The 15,163-nt window shown below is 65.1% G+C and carries 18 protein-coding genes; 12 read left to right on the plus strand and 6 right to left on the minus strand.

Annotated elements, in window-relative coordinates:
• The first annotated feature begins 152 nt into the window (after nt 1–152).
• From AO501_RS37640 to AO501_RS00405, 4 genes are all read left to right on the plus strand, one after another.
• On the plus strand, nt 153–932 hold the full coding sequence (locus AO501_RS37640) for a hypothetical protein (RefSeq protein WP_197419723.1): 780 nt from the start codon (nt 153–155) through the stop codon (nt 930–932).
• A 5-nt stretch (nt 933–937) separates the two neighbouring features.
• Nucleotides 938–1,528 carry a cytochrome c oxidase subunit 3 gene (locus AO501_RS00395; RefSeq protein WP_055575808.1) on the plus strand — a complete coding sequence of 197 codons (591 nt, stop codon included), beginning with the start codon at nt 938–940 and terminating at the stop codon, nt 1,526–1,528.
• Entirely contained in the window at nt 1,528–1,803 is a 276-nt protein-coding gene (locus tag AO501_RS00400) for a cytochrome C oxidase subunit IV family protein (RefSeq protein ID WP_055575809.1), read from the plus strand. Before AO501_RS00395 ends, AO501_RS00400 begins: the two co-directional genes overlap by 1 nt.
• 109 nt (nt 1,804–1,912) lie before the next feature.
• Entirely contained in the window at nt 1,913–2,653 is a 741-nt protein-coding gene (locus AO501_RS00405) for an SDR family NAD(P)-dependent oxidoreductase (protein WP_055576125.1), read from the plus strand.
• Nucleotides 2,654–2,657: 4 nt separating this feature from the next.
• On the opposite strand, the gene AO501_RS00410 is transcribed toward AO501_RS00405, so the two are convergent.
• The 3 genes from AO501_RS00410 to AO501_RS00420 form a co-directional block, all read right to left on the minus strand.
• Nucleotides 2,658–3,323 (minus strand): LppU/SCO3897 family protein, encoded by a 666-nt coding sequence (locus AO501_RS00410; protein WP_055575810.1) that lies wholly within the window; start codon nt 3,321–3,323, stop codon nt 2,658–2,660.
• Between the two features lie 109 nt (nt 3,324–3,432).
• The gene (locus tag AO501_RS00415) at nt 3,433–3,789 is read right to left on the minus strand and encodes a hypothetical protein (protein WP_156452242.1); all 357 of its coding nucleotides are present in this window, start codon (nt 3,787–3,789) and stop codon (nt 3,433–3,435) included.
• A 43-nt stretch (nt 3,790–3,832) separates the two neighbouring features.
• On the minus strand, nt 3,833–4,480 hold the full coding sequence (locus AO501_RS00420; RefSeq protein ID WP_055575812.1) for a hypothetical protein: 648 nt from the start codon (nt 4,478–4,480) through the stop codon (nt 3,833–3,835).
• Between the two features lie 87 nt (nt 4,481–4,567).
• Here AO501_RS00420 and AO501_RS00425 point away from each other — a divergent pair, with 87 nt between their 5' ends.
• The 3 genes from AO501_RS00425 (at nt 4,568) to AO501_RS00435 (ending at nt 7,526) form a co-directional block, all read left to right on the plus strand.
• Entirely contained in the window at nt 4,568–5,143 is a 576-nt protein-coding gene (locus AO501_RS00425) for a TetR/AcrR family transcriptional regulator (protein ID WP_055575813.1), read from the plus strand.
• Nucleotides 5,144–5,240: 97 nt separating this feature from the next.
• A complete protein-coding gene (locus AO501_RS00430) occupies nt 5,241–6,686 on the plus strand; it encodes an FAD-binding oxidoreductase (protein ID WP_055575814.1) in 1,446 nt (481 codons plus the stop codon).
• A gap of 90 nt (nt 6,687–6,776) precedes the next feature.
• Nucleotides 6,777–7,526: an enoyl-CoA hydratase gene (locus tag AO501_RS00435; RefSeq protein WP_055575815.1), complete on the plus strand. Its 750-nt coding sequence runs from the start codon at nt 6,777–6,779 to the stop codon at nt 7,524–7,526.
• On the opposite strand, the gene AO501_RS00440 is transcribed toward AO501_RS00435, so the two are convergent.
• Complete coding sequence (locus AO501_RS00440) at nt 7,493–7,939, minus strand: YchJ family protein (protein WP_055575816.1); 447 nt, start codon at nt 7,937–7,939, stop codon at nt 7,493–7,495. The genes AO501_RS00435 and AO501_RS00440 overlap by 34 nt on opposite strands.
• Before the next feature lie 51 nt (nt 7,940–7,990).
• Between AO501_RS00440 and AO501_RS00445 the strand changes: the two genes are divergently transcribed.
• The 4 genes from AO501_RS00445 (at nt 7,991) to AO501_RS00460 (ending at nt 11,992) form a co-directional block, all read left to right on the plus strand.
• Nucleotides 7,991–8,749, plus strand: a complete 759-nt coding sequence (locus tag AO501_RS00445) for an SCO6745 family protein (RefSeq protein ID WP_055575817.1) — start codon at nt 7,991–7,993, stop codon at nt 8,747–8,749.
• A complete protein-coding gene (locus AO501_RS00450) occupies nt 8,739–9,539 on the plus strand; it encodes a hypothetical protein (protein ID WP_055575818.1) in 801 nt (266 codons plus the stop codon). Before AO501_RS00445 ends, AO501_RS00450 begins: the two co-directional genes overlap by 11 nt.
• Before the next feature lie 20 nt (nt 9,540–9,559).
• Complete coding sequence (locus AO501_RS00455; RefSeq protein ID WP_055576126.1) at nt 9,560–10,423, plus strand: fructose bisphosphate aldolase; 864 nt, start codon at nt 9,560–9,562, stop codon at nt 10,421–10,423.
• Nucleotides 10,424–10,507: 84 nt separating this feature from the next.
• Nucleotides 10,508–11,992, plus strand: coding sequence for a PE family protein (locus AO501_RS00460; RefSeq protein WP_082658321.1), 1,485 nt, complete (start codon nt 10,508–10,510; stop codon nt 11,990–11,992).
• Between the two features lie 16 nt (nt 11,993–12,008).
• Here the strand turns inward: AO501_RS00460 and AO501_RS00465 are convergent, their stop codons facing one another.
• Together AO501_RS00465 and AO501_RS00470 are read right to left on the minus strand one after the other, a co-directional pair.
• Entirely contained in the window at nt 12,009–13,220 is a 1,212-nt protein-coding gene (locus AO501_RS00465; protein ID WP_055575820.1) for a thiolase family protein, read from the minus strand.
• Between the two features lie 28 nt (nt 13,221–13,248).
• Nucleotides 13,249–13,647, minus strand: a complete 399-nt coding sequence (locus tag AO501_RS00470; protein ID WP_055576127.1) for a Zn-ribbon domain-containing OB-fold protein — start codon at nt 13,645–13,647, stop codon at nt 13,249–13,251.
• Between the two features lie 127 nt (nt 13,648–13,774).
• Between AO501_RS00470 and AO501_RS00475 the strand changes: the two genes are divergently transcribed.
• The gene (locus AO501_RS00475; RefSeq protein ID WP_055576128.1) at nt 13,775–15,163 is read left to right on the plus strand and encodes an AAA family ATPase; all 1,389 of its coding nucleotides are present in this window, start codon (nt 13,775–13,777) and stop codon (nt 15,161–15,163) included.

Below are 15,163 nucleotides of genomic sequence, written 5' to 3' on the forward strand. Positions count from 1 at the left end.
TGCCACCCGGTGCCCCGATCAGGTGAGCGAAAGGTGCCCCCTTGGGGTGAAGCGCACGGTCGCGAAGTCGGCGACGATGTTGGTACCCGAACCGTATTTCGGACCTGGATCGTCGATGCGCTTCGCGCCTCGTTACTAAGGAGCAAGTTTCGATGGCAACACATGCCGAACATGTAATTTCTGTCCCCCGGCGCTACGTGTCGTCAAACGGGACCGACTACCGAACATGGAAGATCCTGGCCTGGACGGGTCCGGTGTTTCTGGGCGCGGTCTTCTGTCTGTGGGGGTTCGTTGCTCACAACATGCCGCCATTTCCACCCAGCGCCACGCCAGATGAGGTCAAGGCGCACTTTCAAGAGTTCAGGCTCCCGTTGTTGATTGCGCTGAGCATCTGCCTCACCATGACCGCCTTCTACATGTCATGGAGCGTGGCCGTCGCCCGCGTCATGGAAAACATCGAAGGTCCCGGCAGTCTGTTGTCCAAACTCGAGATGATGGGGGGCACCATTACTTGCGCGCCGGTCATGGTGACGATGGCTATCTGGCTGACCGCCGCACACGAGGTCAACAACCTCACCCCCGGGATCATGCACATGCTGTATTGGATGGGCTGGCTGCTGTTCGACTTGGCGTATTTCGTCACCTCCTTGCAGATCGCCGCGATCAGCATCGTGTTCATGCGTGACAAGCGGGAGAAGAAGCTCGTGCCGCAGCCCGTAATCTGGTGGGGCTGGGTCACTTTCGCATCGTTCTTCGCGGTGAGTGCGATCCCGTTCGTCACGACCGGTCCGCTGGCCTTCAACGGTGTGATCAGCTTCTGGATCGCGTTCTTCACGTGGTTCTTCTGGATCCCGAGCCTGTCTTACTTCATCATCAAGGCGATCGACCGGATCAAGGCAGAGGAAGCGGCCTCCGAGTACGCGAACGTGTAGCCGGCGTGAGAGTCGTTGTCGCCGAAAGCACTACGGCCCGACGGCTGCCCGGTGTCGATGGTCTGTGGGTCTTCATCGGCGCGGACGCGGTCATCTTCGGGATCCTGTTCCTGAGCTTCATGCAGGATCGCCTGCACAACCCCGCCATGTTCGAGGCGTCCCGGCGAACGCTCAACATGAACCTGGGCGGCATCGACACGCTGATCCTGTTGACGAGTTCCTGGGCGGTGGCCCTGGCCATCCAGGCCATCAAACGTGACCTCTTCGACCGCGCCCCCCGCTACCTGCTCGGGGGAGTGCTCACCGGCCTGATGTTCGTGGGTTCCAAGTCCTTTGAGTACTTCCAGAAGTTCGCCCACGGCATCACGCCGGCCACCGACGCCTTCTACATGTGGTACTTCACACTGACGGGGATCCACCTCATCCACGTGGTCGCGGGTACCGGCCTGTTGGCCTACCTCTGGCTCGGCGCCCGGCGCGCGGCGTACACCAGTTCGCATCGGGTGCTTCCGGAATGCGTGGCCTCGTTCTGGCACTTGGTAGACCTGCTGTGGATCGTGCTTTTCCCGCTGCTCTATCTGATGAGGGCAGCCTGATGTCGGTGCTGCGCGAGCGGGTCACCAAGGTCTGGCTGGGTCTGATGCTGGCGACCTGCGTCACGACCTGGGTCTTGTCGAAGGATCTGTTCAGCCTGGACGTCGCGATGGTAGGAACCTTCGTCATTGCCGCGGTGAAGGTGAGCTACGTCATGCTGGACTTCATGGAATTGCGGTGCGCACCGTTGCCGGTACGCTTCGCTTTTCAGGCGTGGCCGGTGGTGGTGACAATGGTGATCCTCGGCTTCTGGTTCGTCACACCCAATAGGGTGTGACCCATGCGATCTTTGGCCCTTGCCCGCCCCAGCGGTCCGGGCCGCGCTGATACTGTTGCGGCGCAACGCGTTGGGGATCGACGGCATGGACGATCGAAGGACTCACGAAATGACCGCACTGCAGGGCAAGGTCGCGTTCGTCACCGGCGCGTCGTCGGGCCTGGGCGCCGAAACGGCACGCTTACTTTCCCGTAGGGGTGCAACGGTATTCGGGATCGCCAGGGACGCCGAAAAGCTTGCCGGTGTATTCAAGGACATCCCCGTGGGAACCGGGGTGCCCTTGGACGTGACCGACCCGAACGCTTGCCGCAGCGCCGTAGCGCAGTGCGTCGCACAATTCGGCGGTATCGACGTGTTGATCAATATCGCTGGGCGCCACCAGATGCGCCGCACCGAGTCGATGACCGACGACGAATGGGCGCAGGATCTGGCGGTCAATCTCAACGGTCCCTTCTATCTGTGCCGGGCCGCGATACCACACCTGCTGGACCGTGGCGGCAACATCGTCAACGTCGCCTCCATCGCCGGCGTCGAGGGCCAGGCCTACTCGGCCGGTTACTGCTCGGCCAAACATGGACTGATCGGATTGACCCGCGCGCTCGCGGTCGAGTACACCGCAGATCGGTTGCGCGTCAACGCGGTTTGCCCCGGCGGCATGTTGACCCCGCAGATCGAGCAATTCACCGCCCCGGAGAACCCGAATTACGACTTGATCCTGCGTTCGGCCGCACCGCGCGGCATGATGCGGCCGCTCGACGTCGCGAACGTCATCGCGTTCCTCGCCAGCGAGGATGCCGCCGCCGTCCACGGTGCGGTGTACCGGGTCGACAACGGCAAGGGCGCCGGCTGATTCGCTATCCGCTGCGCTCGAGAACGTCCATGCAGTAGGTCAGCGGTGGCTCCGGAAAGTTAACCGCCTGCTGATCGCTCTCGCAGGAGCCGGGATCATCGACCCCGTCGTGCCGAGCAGCGACCCGGAAGGTCGGGTCGCTGGACAACGCACCGGGCTTGCAGGCGATGGAGGCGAACATATGCGAAATCAGCGCCTGGTGATAGCAGCTGCCGACAGTCAGATTGTCTTCGAGACATAAGCCGCTGCCGCCACCTTCCAGAGTTCCGTAGTTGTCGTTGGGACAGTTCTTGGAACCCTTGTACTTCTTGGCGACTTTCGACAGTGCTGTCGGCGACGAGCAGGGTTCCACCTGAACATCGCTCGGCTTGACCATGATTCCGGCTTTCGCGAGGTTCAGGCAGGTGCCGATCGGATAGTCGAAGCCATTGCTGCTGGCCGGGCGGTCAACGTGACGGTGCAGCAACAAATTCAGCCCGACTTTCGCGGCGATCACCAGCACCACGGCCCCAAGCGCGGCACCGATCCGCTTGCCGACCGCGCTCTTCTTCGGCGCCGGCGCCGGCGCAGGAGGCGGTGGCGGTGGTGCAAACTGCGGACCCGGCGGCGCGTAGCCGCCGGGCGGCGCATTCCAATGGTCGCCTGGCGGATATTTGGTGTCGCCTGTCATCCATCAACTCCTTCAGCCCGAGTTGACGAGCGCTGGGTGCCTGCCCACAACCGCCCGTCCGGATGCAGCCTAATCGGCGGGAAACCGGATATTCCGCGCAAACTTGAAGCTATCGCCGATAGAAGACGTCGCCCTCGACGGTGATGGTCGACTGGTTGACCCAGACGACGTTGAAGTAAACCGGTGCGGGCCGGTATGTCTGGCTGCTCATGATCGTCAGGATGCCGCCGCGCGACGTCGGGTTCCAGGCACAGGGTCCCGACGTCGTCGGCACTCCTGCCGCATTGGCCAGTGAGCACCCGCTCTGGCTGACCAGCAGTTGTTCTGAGCCCGTGCCCGTGGTCCAAAAGCCCACTGGCGCAGTAGCTTCGGCGTGGGCAACGCCGGTGGATGCGGCGAGCATGGCGGTGACCGCGGCCGCCGCCGCGGCGAATTTCGTGGCGAACACTTTCCTGCGATGCGACATCGTTTCTCCTCCGAAAGAACTGACACGATGAGCGTCGCTGTGTCTACTTGACGGATCCTTGAACCTTTCTTGGATCTGGCCCGCTGCGCGTTCCCAGTTGCGGCAGAAGGTGTTCCAGCTGCCCGACCTCTTCGATGTTGTGCCTGATCCATGCCCGTACCATCTCGTCGGGAAAGCGTCTGCACAGAACACGGTTGATCGGTGCGAACAGCGGGGTTCGGGCCCCGAGGTCGAGCACGGTGACGTAGTGCGTGCCGTCGGAACCCGCCGACCAGGTGTGTTCCAGTTGGATGGTCATGACGCCGGCCACCCGCGTCACCAGGCGGATACCCGTCTCGTCCAGCTTCTCGACGCGGTCGACGACGTCGACCTTGAACTCGGGCCTGGCGCCGAAGGCCTCCACGATGCGAAACCGCGCACCCTCGGCCGCACCCCCGCCCGCCGCCGGACGGGCCAGCTCCCAGCGAATGTGATCGATCGGGTGCCACGCGAGGTAGCGATCGACGATCTTTCCCCCATACGACATGGTTCCGTCCAGGTGGGTGAACCAGTCGAGCACCATGGTCGGGGTGACACCGGCCAGGGGACGGTGGTCGATGGTCACGCGACGGCGATGGTGGGGGCCGTTGGTGACCCGCACCGTGGCGGTACCCAACGTGCGCAGCGGATACAGGACGGGTCGAGCCTGCATATAGACCTCCAAGATACGGTGCCGTTTCTTGCAGTCAAGATAGGCCAGTATGCTAAGAAACGCAATCGTTTCTTGGAAGGAATTTGGATGCGCCGACGCCACGGAGCGGAACTGGACGAGGCGATCAGGGAGGCCGTGCTGGGGCTCGTCTGCGAGCACGGCCCCGCCGGGGTATCCATGGAAGCCGTCGCCACCGCCGCCGGCACCAGCAAAGCGGTGCTCTACCGGCGCTGGCCGGACGGCCGGGCCCTGCTGCGGGACACCTTGCTTCGCACCGCGATCGACGCGATACCGCACCGCGACACGGGTAGTTACCGCCAGGACATGCTGGCCATCCTTCGTGGCTGGGCCGAGCTGTTCACCGGTCCCCGGGCCGCCGTCGTCCAGGCCGCCGTCGCAGCGGCCGCGAGCGATTCCGAATTCGCCGAGACGTTCCGAGCCGACGTGATCGGCTGGCGCAAGAAGGAGATGGCCGACCTGCTGGCCAGGGGAATCGCCCGCGGCGACGTGCGCGCTGACGTGCCCGTGGAGATCGCCCGGGAGTTGGGGCAGAGCGTTTTGTGGCACCGCCTGCTGGTCACCGGCGATCCGATCGATGACAAGCTGATCGTCCAGCTCGTCGACGAGGTGCTGGTGCCTTTCGTCGCACCCCGGAAACCGTGATGGCGACCCCGCCCGGGCGTCACGGTTAGGGCACAGTTCAGCCGCCGTCTGCCGGGGCAACCCGGTTCACTCAATCCCGTGCGCAACCATGCCCGATATGACGCAGCGCCGGGCACAGATCTCGCGGCAGACGTTTCTGCGAGGTGCCGCCGGTGCCCTGGCCGCCGGCGTGGTGTTCGGCACGGGCAGAGCCGGTGCCGATCCGGTCGCGTCCGGCTGGGACGGTCTGTCGACCGCCCTGGGCGGCCAGGTCATGCAACCCGGCAGTGCCCAGTTCGGGGCGGCCAAGCAGGTGTTCAACACCAACTACGCCGACTCGACGCCGGCGGCGGTCGTCGTCCCGAAATCGGCCGCGGACGTGCAGAAGGCGATGGCGTTCGCTGCTGCCAACAAACTCAAGGTCGCCCCCCGCAGTGGCGGGCACTCGTACACCGGCGCCTCTACGGCCAACGGGACCATGGTGCTCGACCTGCGCCAACTCCCGGGTGACGTCAACTTCGACGCCGCCAGCGGGCTGGTGACCGTGACGCCGGCCACCGGTTTGTACGAGGTGCACCAGGCGTTGGCGGCCGTCGGCCGGGGCATCCCGACCGGTACGTGCCCGACGGTCGGTGCCGGGGGCCATGCGCTGGGCGGTGGACTGGGCGCCCAGTCCCGCCACGCGGGTTTGCTGTCCGACCAGTTGACCTCGGCGTCGGTGGTGTTGCCCGGTGGCCAGAGCGTCACGGCTTCTGCCTCGAGCAACCCCGACCTGTTCTGGGCACTGCGCGGCGGGGGTGGGGGGAACTTCGGCGTGGCCACCTCCCTGACCTTCGCCACCTTCCCCACCCAAGACGTCGATGCGGTGAACCTGAATTTCGCGCCCCAATCTTTCCCGCAGGTGCTTGTCGGCTGGCAGAACTGGCTGCGTAGCGCAGACCGAAACAGTTGGGCGCTGGCCGACAGCACCACCGACGCGACGGGCACACATTGCCGGATCCTCGCCACCTGCCCGGCGGGTTCGGGAAACAGCGTTGCGGCGGCGATCATCTCGGCGGTCGGCGTACAACCGACCGGCACGGAGAACCACACCTTCAGCTACCTTGACCTGGTGCGATACCTGGCCGTCAACAATCTCAACCCGGCTCCGCTCGGATATGTCGGTGGCTCAGACGTTTTCACGACGGTCACACCGGCGGTCGCCCAGGGGATCGCCGCCGCGGTCGACGCATTCCCCCGCAATGCCGGCCGTATGTTGGCGATCATGCACGCTCTGGACGGCGCGATGGCGACGGTGGCTCCGAACGCCACCGCCTTTCCGTGGCGACGGCAGTCCGCCCTGGTGCAGTGGTACGTCGAAACCGCCGGCTCCCCGTCGGCCGCGACCAGCTGGCTGAATACCGCACACCAAGCGGTGCAACAGTATTCGGTCGGCGGTTATGTGAACTACCTGGAGGCCGGTCAGCCGGCGGGACGGTACTTCGGGCAGAATCTGGCCCGGCTGAGCTCAGTGCGTCAGAAGTATGACCCGGGCCGGGTCATGTTCTCCGGCTTGAACTTGTAGCCACCGTCCGTAGGTCAAAATCGATAGAGGAGAAGCGTTGTCGGATAGACGGTTTGACACATGTGGTGACCGCGGACCGAAGGCAGCGAGATGATCGGACTCGCGCGGGACGGCGATGTACTGACGATTCGGATTCAGCGCCCCGAACGGCGGAATGCCCTCAATGCCGCTGTGATCGACGAACTCCGGACGACATTCGAAGGTGCTGCCTCCGACGGGGTGAAGGCCATCGTCCTGACCGGCGAGGGCAGCGTCTTCTGCTCCGGCATGGACCTGTCGGGGGCGGAGGCCGCCTCGGCGGAGAACCTCATCGATGAAATGCTGGACAAAGCCATCGCGCTCAACGCGGCAATCGACCACACGCCAGTGCCGGTTGTCGCCGCCATCAACGGACCCGTCATCGGGGCCGGCGTCCAACTGGCCATCATCTGCGACCTCCGCGTGGTGGACGCCAACGCGTATTTCCAACTGCCAGTAGCCAAGTACGGGCTGGCCGCCGACACCTGGACGGTCCGGCGACTCACCTCGCTGGTGGGTTACGGACGAGCCCGCGGCATGCTGATGGCGGCCCAGAAACTCCCCGCCGACGAAGCGTTGCTGTGCGGCATGGCGAACCGGATAGGCACCGTCGAGGACGCCCAGCAGTGGGCACAGGAGATCGCGGGTCTGGCTCCGCTGTCGCTGCGACACGCCAAGAGGGTGCTCAACGACGACGGTGCCTGGGAGACCGAGAGACCCGTCCACCAAGACATGTTCGAGGCGGCGTGGAAAAGCCAGGACGCCGTGGAAGCGCAGGTTGCCCGCTTTCAGAAGCGGTCGCCCTCTTTCCAGGGCAGGTGATGGCCGGACGTCAGTCCGCCACCTCGACCGTCCAGGTACATCCAGCGGCCCTTCTCGCGAGTGAATCGGCTGCGCTCGTGCAAGATATGGCGCTTGCCCTCACGCACATACTGGGCGCGGAACTCGACCACCCCGGTGGGGTCGTCGTGCCCACCGCCTTCGGTGTCGACGATCTGCAGCCGACGCCACTCGACGTCGTCGTCCACCCGCACTCGCTTGGGCCGCGTCCGGGGATGCCAGCTAGCCCGGAGGTACTCGGCGTCGCCCACGGCGAAGGCGCTGAAGCGGGACCGCATCAGCGCCAGCGCAGTGTCGGCAACTCGGTCACCGGCGTGCAGCGGCCGACAGCAGTCGGCGTAGCTTCCGCCGGAACCGCACGGGCAACGCTCCTCGCCGTTTTCCTTGACGCCCACAAGGAGATTGTTTCAGGCTGAGAATCGGCGCCACAGCGAAGGAGAATCGCGATGACCGACACCGGCATAGCCGAAGCCGCCCGCGCGGCGGGGGACCCGATCCAGCAGGCCGTGGCAGTTTTCATGCTGCACCCGGAGACGTTCGCGGAGAGCATCGCTGCCGGTTACCGGAACCCGCTGGCCGGCTACGTCGCCGGCCGCGGCGGGGTACTGGGCGACGTCAGCGGCGAGACGGTCAGCTCCGCGTTCGTCGTGTTCGAGCCGAAATCGCTCGGCGCACTGTGGGAGGAAGGTGTGGCGGTGCGCGGAGCCGCCGGCGCGGCCGAGTTGTACTGGCAACAGACCGCTGACTTCGGCCGCAAGTATCTGGCCGGGGCCGCGGGGCTGCAGCGCCTGGCGGCATTGGGAGAGAAGATCATCGCCGCGACGCCGGGTACGGGACTGCCACTGTATGCGGGCTGGCGCGCGATGCCACTGGCCGATGACGCTCCTGCGCGGGCGTTGCAGGTGATGTTCGTCCTGCGTGAGTTGCGGGCGGCGGTTCATTTCGACGTCCTCACCGACTCAGGGATCACCCCCGTGGAAGCGCACATGCTCAACAAGGGCCGGGAGTACACGAAGATGTTCGCCTGGCCGGAGCCGTACGACGACGGCTCCGAGAAAAAAGACCGCTACGCCGAGGTCGAGGACACGACCAACCGCCGCATGGCGGACATCTTCGCGGCCGCCCTCGACCACGGAGAGGCTGACGAACTCGCGCGCTTGAGCACCGACGCCTTGGCGACCATGAAGGCGAGTCTTGCGGCCTGAATCGCGCGACGACAGATCGCCGGATTTCACCAAGGTTCCGGCGGTCACGATCGGCTTCTGGGTCATCAAGATCCTGGCGACAACGCTGGGTGAAACCGGTGGCGACACCGTCACGATGACACTCAACTGGGGCTATGTCGCCGGGGTGGCGCTGTTCGGCGTCACCCTGGTGGTGCTGGTCGCCGCGCAGATCCTCGCCAAGCAGTTTCACGCGAGTTTGTACTGGGCGACGATCGTCGCTTCGACGACGTTCGGCACCACATTGGCTGACTTCGCTGATCGATCGTTGGGCATCGGCTACACGGGTGGATCCCTGGTGCTATTGGGTTGCCTGCTGGCCACTTTGGGGCTGTGGCGCTGGTCGTCGGGCACCGTCTCCGTCAGCACGGTGTCGACGCCCAAAGTCGAGGCCTTCTACTGGGCGACGATCACGTTCTCGCAGACGCTGGGCACGGCGTTGGGCGACTGGCTCGCCGACACCCGTGACTTCGGCTACGAACGTGGCGCAATGGTCTTCGGGGCAGCTCTTCTGGTCGTAGTCGGGCTCTATTACTGGACCGGAATCTCGCACGTCGTCCTGTTCTGGGTCGCATTCATTCTCACCCGGCCGCTGGGAGCAACCGTCGGAGACTATCTCGACAAGCCCGTCGCCGAGGGCGGACTCGCGCTCAGCCGCCCGCTGGCCTCGGCCGTGATCGGGGCGATTATGGTCGTTTTGATAGTGGTCCTTCCGCAACGCCCGGGCCGTCACCCAGGCCAGACGGAAAATCACCAGGAGGGAGCGCAGTGAACCAAGAGCAACGCGACGCGATGGCGTCGCGGCCCGGCTTTATCGCCGCGCTGGATCAAAGTGGCGGAAGCAGCCCGAAAGCGCTGAAGCTGTATGGAATTTCGGAAGACGCGTACGACAGCGACGAGAAGATGTTCGACCTGATCCACCAGATGCGGGAACGCATCATGTCGAGTCCGAGCTTTACCGGCGAGCGGGTCCTGGCCACCATCCTCTTCGAACAGACCATGGACCGGACCATCGAGGGTCAGGACACGGCGGCATTTCTGTGGGAGCAGAAGCGCGTCGTGCCATTCGTGAAGGTCGACCAGGGTCTCGCCGATGCCGACAACGGCGTCCAGCTCATGAAGCCCATGACCAAGCTCGACCCCTTATTGGACCGCGCCGTAGAGCACGGGATCTTCGGCACGAAGATGCGTTCGTTCATCCAGGAGCCGAATGATCAGGGGATCAAGGCGATCGTCGACCAGCAGTTCGACTACGCATACCGGATCGCCGAGCGCGGACTCATGCCGATCATCGAGCCCGAAGTGAGCATCAAAAGCCCCGACAAGCTCAAGGCCGACAGCCTGCTACTGGCCGCGCTGAGCGCGAAACTCGATGAGGCGCCCGGGGATACGCAGGTGATGCTCAAGCTGACATTGCCCACCGAAGACAACCTCTACACGCCGCTGATCGAGCATCCACGGGTGTTGCGGGTGGTGGCCCTGTCCGGCGGCTACAGCCTGGTGGAGAGTTGCGAGATCCTGGCGCGCAACCACGGCCTCATCGCAAGCTTCTCGCGCGCCCTGACCGAGGGCTTGATGGTCGACCAGACCGAAGCCGAGTTCGACGCCAAGCTCGGTTCGAACATCGAGCAGATCTACGCGGCGTCCGTCACCTAGGCCCGTCCGGAGTTCTCCCACGCGAGAGGGCGCCGTCCCACTACAGTCGAATTGCCTGGACGGCAGTCGGTGGGGGTGGTGATCATGTCGTTCGTCGTGGCGGCGCCGCAGCAGGTAGCGGCGGCAGCCCTGGATCTGGCGGGAATCCGTTCGATGCTGGCCGAGGCCACTTCGTCGGTCGCAGCGCCGACAAGTGCCGTGGTGCCCGCCGCCGCGGACGAGGTATCGGCCGCGATCGCAACGGTATTCGCCGATTTCGGTGAGGAATTCCAAGTCGTCAACGCTCGAGTGCACGCGTTTCATGCGGAGTTCGTCAGTATGTTGAACGCAGCCGCGGGGGCTTATCTCAGCACCGAGATCGCCAACGCCGAGAGCGCTTCCCCATTGCTTTCCGGTCCCGCCGGGACCGGCCTGACCGGAATTGCCAGCGGCCTCGGCAATGTAGGTGGCGCGTATCAAACGCTCTACGAGAACACCGCCGCAAACTTGCAGACTCTCAACGCCGTGTGGTCCGCCAACCCGGCGCCGTTCCTGCGACAGTTGATCACCAACCAGATGGCGTACGCGGAGACGATCGCCGCGGACATCCAAAATGTGATCCAGAACCTGCCGACCGTGCTGGCCGATCTGCCGGCGAATATCCGGGCGGCCATCCAGGCGTTGGTGACCTTCAATCCGGCGCCCTACCTACAGCAGTTCGTCGCCAACCAGGTCGCGTACGCCCAGATCATCGGCACGTCTCTGCAACACGCAGCCACCGACTTCGTCGCCGGACTGCAGGGGCTACCGGCAGCCTTCCAGTCGGCGGGCCAGGCACTTATGGCGGGCGACATCGGTGGTGCCGTCAGCGATGTCGCGACGGGCTTGGGGAACCTTTTCATCACCGGTGTCGACGTCACCAGCACCGGAGATCCCCTGAGTCCGCCCGGTCTCACCGCCACCGTCACCCCGGCGGGTTCGGTAGGGGCCCTGTTACCCATCCTCACCATTCCGGGAATGATGGCTCAGAACTTCACCAACCTTTTGCCGGCCGGCTCCATCCCGGCGCATATCTCCCAGAACTTCACCAACGTCGTCAACACGGTGACGGACACGTCGATCACCGCGGACGCATTGATCTCGATCCGGCTCATTCCGATACCGCCGTCTGTGAACGTCTCTCTCGCAGCGACATTCGGCCTTCCGGTGACACTTCTTGTCGACGCATTGGGTGCACCGGTCAACGCGTTGATCGCGATCGACTCCAGCTTCACGACGTTCGGTGACGCGGTGCGCACCGGCGACTGGGCCGGGGCGGCCGCCGCGGTCATCGACGCGCCCGCCGTCATCGCCGACGGCTTCCTCAACGGCCAGACCACGCTCCCAATCGGTTTCGACATCAGTGGCTACCCCACCGTCATCAACCTGCCGTTGAACGGAATTCTCGTGCCCAACACCGGGTACACCGCGTCGTTGAGCGGGCTGCCGATCGTCGGATCACTCACCGTACCCGTGGCGGGGACGCCGCTCAGCGGCCTGGTCACCGGCTTGTACAACGCGTCCCAACTGCTCGCGTCGCAGATCGCCTAGCGCGCCGTAAAGTGGCCTAGACCGCGGCCTTCTCCAGCACATGAACGCCGCACGCCGAACCCAGGCCGATCACATGAGCCAGGCCGACCTTGGCACCCTCGATCTGACGGTCACCGGCCTCGCCACGCAGGTGGTGGCAGATCTCCCAGATGTTGGCGATGCCGGTGGCCGCGATGGGATGGCCCTTGGACTGCAGCCCGCCGGACACATTGACCGGCGTCGCGCCGTCGCGCCAGGTGGCGCCCGAGTTGAAAAAGTCTGCGGCGCCGCCTTCTTCGCACAACATCAAGTTGTCGTAGTGCACCAGCTCCGCGGTGGCGAAACAGTCGTGCAGCTCGACCAGGTCCAGATCGCGGGGGCCAATGCCGGCTTGGTCGTAGGCGGTCGCGGCGGCGTTGCGGGTCAGGGTGTTGACGTTCGGCAGCACCTGGCAGCCCTCTTCGTAGGGGTCGGTGGTCAGTACTGACGCCGACACCTTCACCGCCCGCCGACGTTGTTGCAGTGAAAGCGATTTCAACGTATCACCGTTGCACACAACCGCAGCCGCGGCACCGTCGCAGTTGGCCGAGCACATCGGGCGGGTGTTCGGGTAAGCGATCATCACGTCATTCATGATCTGCTCGAGAGTGAACCTCTTCTGGTATGCCGCAAGCGGATTGAGCGTCGAATGTGCATGGTTCTTCTCGCTGATACGGGCGAACAACTCAAAGCTGGTGCCGCCGTACTTGTGCCCGTACTCGGTACCGATCTGAGCGAACACCCCCGGCATGGCCTCGGTGCCGATCCGCCCGTCGACCGGTGCGACCGCCCCGTAGCGACCCTTCGGCTCCCACACGTCGGCGTCGGATTTCTTTCTGCCGCCGCCTCCGAGTAGCCCTGCGCCCGATAACTTTTCGACACCGACAGCCATCCCGTACGCGACCTCGCCGGCTTTGACGGCCATGATCGCGGTGCGCAGCGCGGTGGCACCGGTGGCGCAGGCGTTCGCCACGTTGTACACCGGGATGCCGGTCTGGCCGATCTGCTTTTGCAGCTGTTGTCCGATACCGGCATTGGCGGCCATCAGGTTGCCGGCCGCGAGGACGCCGATGTCAGCCATCGTCACTCCGGCATCGGACAGCGCGCCCATCGCGGCCTCGGCGGCCAGGTCGACGGTGTCGAGGTCGGAGTGCTTGCCGAACTTGGTCATTCGGATGCCGAGGATCCAGATGTCGTCGCTGGCGCTCATCGCTGCTGCTCCTCTACGAATCGGTCGATCACTCGGCGGGCTCGAAGCCGAAGCCGATCGCCTCGGTACCTTCGGAGTCGGTACCGATCGGGAAGGTGGCCAGTCGCACTTTCATCCCGTCCCGCACGTGTTCGGGGTCGGGCTCGACATTGACGAGGTTGGCCCGGACCTGGGTGCCGTCGCAGTCGACGACCGACGCGACGAACGGGGTGGGGATTCCCGGCGCGGCGAAGGTGACGATGGTGAATGTCCGCACGGTGCCTTCGGTCGAGACGGGAACGCTGGTGAATTCGGTCGCGAAGCAGCCGGCGCAGGCGTTGCGGCGATCGAAGAATCGGGCGCCACAATGGGTGCACTCCCGGGCTACGAGGTGCGGGTCTCCGTCATCGAGCACCAGATAGTCGACCAAGGGGATCTGCCCGGGCATCCGAACCTCCGTCGCGTCGTCGGCCACCTTGAATCCTCGCACGGCCGGTGCGGAAAAACAGTTGACCCCTGCTGCGCCGGGTGCGATGGTGGACCGCTGCTCACCAACCGACAACCACCACAAGGCGATGACTCTCACCAATGACCAACTGACCGACCTGACCGCCGGGATGACCGGCGGCGGTGCCGCGCACCGTCGAACGATCGATGACGTCGGTGTCTGGCTGGACGGCCTCGACTACGGGGTGCGTCCCGCCCTGCGTGCGCTCGGTGAGTTGCTCGTCGGCGTCGCCGAGCGCGAAAGCGCCGAGAACGCCGAACGATTCACCGCGCGCTGCCTGGGCGTGCCGGATTGTGGTTACCTCCTCGATGAGGAACGCGGACTCAATCCGGTATCCCGGCTGACCACCGCTCTGGCATTGGCTGAGTGGATCGAGGAGCACTCGGCCGTGTGCGAGGTCGGTCCGGGTGAGTGCGCCTACCCGCCGAAGTGGACGCAGACCGAGATCGGCGACCAGCGCTACCGGCACCCGCTGTGTCTGCGCGTGCATTTCCCGGCCGGGTCGCTTTTACGCGACGCCGGATGCGTACTGCACATCGAGGCACGCGACGGCATCATGCATTCGCCCGAAGTGAGCGCCTTCGTCACGCCGGACAACCAGGCCCACGCCCGCGCGGTGCTGGATCGTCTGGCTCAGCGCGCCAACGAGTTGAACCCGTACCGTGGCCGCGCGGTGCGCGCCACCAACAACCACGGACTCAGCTTCGCGGTCATCGATCTGCCTTCGACGGTCACCCGCGAAACCGTCATCGTCCCCGACCAGGTGTGGACCGAGGTCGACCTCGGAGTCACCGCCGTGCGCGACCGGCACGAAGCGCTCCGTGCGCACGGCTTGGGAGCACGGCGCGGAGTGCTCCTGTGCGGACCACCCGGCACCGGTAAATCGGCCGTGAGCGCGGTGGTGGCTCGTGAAGTCGTCGGCGAATTCACGGTGATCTACGTGGAGGCCAAAGCGGGTGAGGATTTGCTGACCGCGGTGGTGGAGGAGGCCCAGCGGCTGGGCGGTCCGGTGCTGATCGTGCTCGAGGACGTCGACCTGTGGTGCCGCAGCCGCGGGTCCGGTGACGCTGGACTGTCGGAATTGTTGCAGGCCATGGACATCGAGGCCGACGCCCGCATCCTGACGCTGGCCTCCACCAACGACGCGGCGACGTTGGACAAGGCCGTCATCCGTACCGGGCGCTTCGATTCTGTCGTCGAGGTCGGATACCCCAGTCGTACCGACGCGGCGCGGATTCTGGAGGCGCTGATCCGCGGCATCCCCGGCGGCCGCGACGTCGACACGTCCGCGGTCGTCGCCGCGTTGCCCGAGCGGACCAGCGGTAGCGACATCCGCGAAGTCGTTCGCCGGGCAGTGCTGGCCGGTGACGGCGAAACCATCGATGCCGCAACATTGTTGGCGGAGATCGGCAACGGCCGCTACCGGGCCGTCGTGCCGGCCGGGCTCTACCTGTAG

The organism is Mycobacterium gordonae, from assembly GCF_001417955.2.
GTDB lineage: Bacteria > Actinomycetota > Actinomycetes > Mycobacteriales > Mycobacteriaceae > Mycobacterium > Mycobacterium gordonae_B.

What these genes read in the sequence shown, in the direction of transcription:
- AO501_RS37640 (WP_197419723.1), top strand. Translation starts at nt 153, where the DNA reads ATGGCAACACATGCCGAACATGTAATTTCTGTCCCCCGGCGCTACGTG.
- AO501_RS00400 (WP_055575809.1), top strand. Translation starts at nt 1,528, where the DNA reads ATGTCGGTGCTGCGCGAGCGGGTCACCAAGGTCTGGCTGGGTCTGATG.
- AO501_RS00405 (WP_055576125.1), top strand. Translation starts at nt 1,913, where the DNA reads ATGACCGCACTGCAGGGCAAGGTCGCGTTCGTCACCGGCGCGTCGTCG.
- AO501_RS00410 (WP_055575810.1), bottom strand. Translation starts at nt 3,323, where the DNA reads ATGACAGGCGACACCAAATATCCGCCAGGCGACCATTGGAATGCGCCG.
- AO501_RS00415 (WP_156452242.1), bottom strand. Translation starts at nt 3,789, where the DNA reads ATGTCGCATCGCAGGAAAGTGTTCGCCACGAAATTCGCCGCGGCGGCG.
- AO501_RS00420 (WP_055575812.1), bottom strand. Translation starts at nt 4,480, where the DNA reads ATGCAGGCTCGACCCGTCCTGTATCCGCTGCGCACGTTGGGTACCGCC.
- AO501_RS00425 (WP_055575813.1), top strand. Translation starts at nt 4,568, where the DNA reads ATGCGCCGACGCCACGGAGCGGAACTGGACGAGGCGATCAGGGAGGCC.
- AO501_RS00430 (WP_055575814.1), top strand. Translation starts at nt 5,241, where the DNA reads ATGACGCAGCGCCGGGCACAGATCTCGCGGCAGACGTTTCTGCGAGGT.
- AO501_RS00435 (WP_055575815.1), top strand. Translation starts at nt 6,777, where the DNA reads ATGATCGGACTCGCGCGGGACGGCGATGTACTGACGATTCGGATTCAG.
- AO501_RS00445 (WP_055575817.1), top strand. Translation starts at nt 7,991, where the DNA reads ATGACCGACACCGGCATAGCCGAAGCCGCCCGCGCGGCGGGGGACCCG.
- AO501_RS00455 (WP_055576126.1), top strand. Translation starts at nt 9,560, where the DNA reads ATGGCGTCGCGGCCCGGCTTTATCGCCGCGCTGGATCAAAGTGGCGGA.
- AO501_RS00460 (WP_082658321.1), top strand. Translation starts at nt 10,508, where the DNA reads ATGTCGTTCGTCGTGGCGGCGCCGCAGCAGGTAGCGGCGGCAGCCCTG.
- AO501_RS00465 (WP_055575820.1), bottom strand. Translation starts at nt 13,220, where the DNA reads ATGAGCGCCAGCGACGACATCTGGATCCTCGGCATCCGAATGACCAAG.
- AO501_RS00470 (WP_055576127.1), bottom strand. Translation starts at nt 13,647, where the DNA reads ATGCCCGGGCAGATCCCCTTGGTCGACTATCTGGTGCTCGATGACGGA.
- AO501_RS00475 (WP_055576128.1), top strand. Translation starts at nt 13,775, where the DNA reads ATGACTCTCACCAATGACCAACTGACCGACCTGACCGCCGGGATGACC.